Source organism: Neobacillus drentensis (genome assembly GCF_036962765.1).
GTDB lineage: Bacteria > Bacillota > Bacilli > Bacillales > Cytobacillaceae > Neobacillus > Neobacillus drentensis_C.
Genome location: NZ_JBALOS010000297.1, coordinates 1 through 3,810, shown reverse-complemented (window position 1 = coordinate 3,810; position 3,810 = coordinate 1). Strand labels below are relative to the sequence as shown.

Annotated in this window: 3 protein-coding genes; 2 read left to right on the top strand and 1 reads right to left on the bottom strand. The window is 36.2% G+C overall.

Features of this window, described 5'->3' with window-relative positions; genetic code table 11:
- Positions 1-299 precede the first annotated feature (299 nt).
- Together V7137_RS27400 and V7137_RS27395 are read left to right on the top strand one after the other, a co-directional pair.
- Positions 300-1,784, top strand: a complete 1,485-nt coding sequence (locus V7137_RS27400) for a peptide MFS transporter (RefSeq protein WP_335700995.1) — start codon at positions 300-302, stop codon at positions 1,782-1,784.
- A 281-nt stretch (positions 1,785-2,065) separates the two neighbouring features.
- On the top strand, positions 2,066-3,145 hold the full coding sequence (locus V7137_RS27395; RefSeq protein WP_335700994.1) for a GIY-YIG nuclease family protein: 1,080 nt from the start codon (positions 2,066-2,068) through the stop codon (positions 3,143-3,145).
- On the opposite strand, the gene V7137_RS27390 is transcribed toward V7137_RS27395, so the two are convergent.
- A complete protein-coding gene (locus tag V7137_RS27390; RefSeq protein WP_335700993.1) occupies positions 3,130-3,738 on the bottom strand; it encodes a methyltransferase in 609 nt (202 codons plus the stop codon). The genes V7137_RS27395 and V7137_RS27390 overlap by 16 nt on opposite strands.
- Positions 3,739-3,810: the final 72 nt, after the last annotated feature.

The window sequence follows — 3,810 nt, the reverse complement described above, 5'->3', positions numbered from 1 at the left end:
TTTGTGGTGTCAGGCACCGAACTAGTTGGCAAGTGGGAAACATATTTCACGTTGATTTTGTAGTTAATTATCCTAAAACCCTTCCTAAAAATTATATTTCTATCATTATATTAGAGCGAAAAGTCTATTTACTCTGAAATTATTTATTATTTTAAAAAAACTTTCTTTTTTGATTTAATCTAACTAAAATTCAGTATTATCAATGTTTTTTACTATTTGCAACGTATTTCTCCAAAAAATGTTTTTGACAATTCAAAACATAAGAAAGTATTATAGAATAGTAAAAGGGAGGTAATAATATGTCAAATGTGAATAGACAGAAAATTGTGGATAGTGTACCTCAAACGGGATTTTTCGGACATCCTAAAGGTCTTTCCACTCTTTTCTTCACGGAATTCTGGGAGCGCTTTTCTTACTATGGTATGAGAGCCATCCTCGTTTTCTATATGTATTATGAAGTTTCTAAAGGTGGATTGGGCATTGATCAAAATCTCGCACTTTCGATCATGTCCATTTACGGATCACTTGTTTATATGTCTGGAATCATTGGCGGTTGGCTAGCTGACCGGATCTTCGGTTCTTCAAAAGCCGTATTTTACGGTGGAATCTTAATTATGTTTGGACATATATCGTTGGCTGTTCCTGGCAGTGTTTCCATGTTCTTTGTTTCCATGGTATTGATTGTCCTAGGTACTGGATTGCTTAAACCAAATGTTTCTTCCGCAGTAGGTGAATTGTACAGCGAAAAGGACGAACGCCGTGATGCAGGTTTCACTATTTACTACATGAGTATTAACCTTGGGGCATTCTTATCCCCTCTAATCGTTGGCTCAGTGGGCAACTTCCACATAGGTTTTGGAATTGCTGCTGTAGGTATGTTTTTAGGATTAGTCGTGTTCAGTGTGACAAAGAAAAAAAATCTTGGTCTTGCTGGAACAATGGTTGCCAATCCAATGGCTCCTGCAGAAAAGAAAAAAGTCTTTACCATGATTGGACTAGCAGTAATTATTCTTGCTGTTATATGTGCAGTATTAATTCCAAAGGGTCTTTTAACTTTTGCTAGCTTTATTAATATTGTCACTTTCCTTGGTATCTTAATCCCAACTATTTACTTCGTTGTCATGTATCGCAGTCCTAAAACTACTGCAGTTGAACGTTCAAGAATTATTGCCTATATTCCGTTATTTATTGCAGCGGTTATGTTCTGGGCAATTCAAGAACAAGGCTCAACCATCCTTGCAAATTATGCGGATAAGCGTACTCAATTAGATTGGTTAGGAATTCATATTTCTCCAGCATGGTTCCAATCTTTAAACCCGTTATTCATTATCATATTTGCACCAGTATTTGCTTGGGTTTGGGTTAAATTAGGAAAACGTCAGCCATCAGTACCTCAAAAGTTCTCATTATCATTACTATTTGCTGGTTTGTCATTCCTAGTTATTCTTATCCCAGCTTATCTTGGCGGTACAGATTCATTAGTAAGTCCAATGTGGCTTGTTCTTAGTTATTTAATTGTTGTATTTGGTGAATTATGCTTATCACCTGTTGGATTGTCTGCAACAACTAAATTAGCGCCTGCAGCCTTCTCCGCTCAAACAATGAGCTTATGGTTCCTAGCAAGTGCTGCTGCACAAGCATTAAATGCACAAGTAGTTAAATTCTACACCCCTGAAACTGAAATGACCTACTTTGGTGTCATCGGTGGAGCTTCCATCGTACTAGGTATTATCCTATTAATGTTATCACCGAAGATTCAAGGTTACATGAAAGGGATTAAATAAATAAGAAAAGCGTAAGCGCCCGTTTAGCGGCGTATGGACTGGAGCACTTTGACTGAGATAAAGGAAACACGGAGAGCGTTAGCGATCCGATGTTGACTTATCGAGGGAAAAGGGCGAAGTACACTAGCCGCTGGGCGCTGGAGCTAGACAGTTATCTAAGTTCAGAATCTCTCATTGCTTTTAAATAAGGTGCCTTGCCTTCCCATCCGTTGATTGCGGATGATGAAGGCTGGGCACCTTTTTTATTTGTGATAAAATAAATAGTGATTGGAGGTATTCATATGGATGTAAAAGAAAAAGTGAAACACCTTCCCTCTTCCCCCGGAGTGTATTTAATGAAGGACTTCAACGGACATATTATTTATGTTGGAAAGGCGAAAAATCTTAAGAATCGTGTGCGGTCCTACTTCCAAAATTCCAAAACGCATTCCCATAAGATCATGAAACTTAAATCCAGCATCAAGGATTTTGACTATATTCTTACTGACACTGAATTTGAGGCCTTTATGCTCGAATGTAAATTAATCAAGGAAATAAAGCCTAATTTTAATCGAATGATGAAGAGCCCTCAATCCTATATCTACATCAGGATTCACATGGATGGTGGCTATCGAAGACTTGAAATTTGTCAGCACTCCGAAAAGCCAGACAGTCTTTATTTTGGCCCATACACAAACAAACATACTGTAGAAAAGTCGCTTCAAGGGATAAAAGACTTTTATAAGATAAACTGCAGTTCCCCTTCAAACAAGAATACTCCTTGTTTAAACTATTCCTTAGGTTTGTGTCTAGGGATGTGTATAGGAGAGGCAGCACTCACTCTGTACAATGAAAGGATGAACAAAATCCTTGCATTGCTGAAAGGTGTGGATACGAGTCTGCTTCACGAATTGCAGCAAAAAATGTTAGAGACCTCTGAAAAATTGGATTTCGAAACAGCAGGAAAATATAAAGATACATTGGATGCCATCTACTCACTTCTTAATAAAGAAAAGGTAATTGAATTTACGGAAAGTAATAACAATATTGCTGTCATTGAACGCTTAACGAACTGTACCTTTAAACTATTTCTGATTAAAAAGAACAAAATACTATTCAGTGAAAAATACAGCAGGTCGGAGCATGAATCAATTCAAAATACAATCAAGACCAAAATAGTAACTACTTTTAAAACAAGTGAGGATCCAGTATTAACAAAAATCAGCCGAGATGAAATTGATAGCGCTCAGATTATCTATAGCTACTTAAAAGGAAGCAACTGCAGTTATATCCTCATTTCGGAACAAATGCTTAAAAGTAAACAGGCTGCACGTTTGGACGATGAAATTTCCCAGTTAATACAAATCTATCTGATTAATTGATAGATTAAAAATCGCTCATTTTCGTTATGTTCATGAACGTAAGGGAGAATAATTTCTTTTTTTAATTCAAAAGAGGTGTCATTTTCTAAATAATAGATATAATCGTCGGATGGATAATATAGGATGATTTCAACATCCCGCCTGTTCTTCTCTACCGAAATCAAGATATTATTAATGATTTTGATAAAAATTTGAATTGAAAAGGGATTAAAAAAGTAAAATCGATTATCTATTGGCTTGACCTGATATGCTTCGGCAAGGGAACAATGAAAGTAAATATGAGAATTGCTCGGTTGGGTTGTCTTTAGATAATTTTTACGATTAGTAAGGGCTTCATGATAAAAATCCTCATTCATTTCAATTCCTATAACCGTTGCCTGAAAATGATAATGGATAAAAAAGTTTAATCGCCCTTTACCACACCCATAGTCAACGATTTGATCGTTATTGCTCAATTGATAGTGAGTAAATAATTCTTCGAGGGCACTATAAGGGGTTGGTTCATAACGATGATAATGGAAGGATTTATGAAATCCCTTTTGGTCTCCTCCCGTTTTTATTCCCATCAATTTATCATAATAATATTCTTTCATTGATTACTCCATTTCGACGAATTCATCCCCCACTTTTAGGTGAGGGATTTCTTTTTATGCAACCTTAATGGC

What these genes read in the sequence shown, in the direction of transcription:
- V7137_RS27400 (WP_335700995.1), top strand. Translation starts at nt 300, where the DNA reads ATGTCAAATGTGAATAGACAGAAAATTGTGGATAGTGTACCTCAAACG.
- V7137_RS27390 (WP_335700993.1), bottom strand. Translation starts at nt 3,738, where the DNA reads ATGAAAGAATATTATTATGATAAATTGATGGGAATAAAAACGGGAGGA.
- V7137_RS27395 (WP_335700994.1), top strand. Translation starts at nt 2,066, where the DNA reads ATGGATGTAAAAGAAAAAGTGAAACACCTTCCCTCTTCCCCCGGAGTG.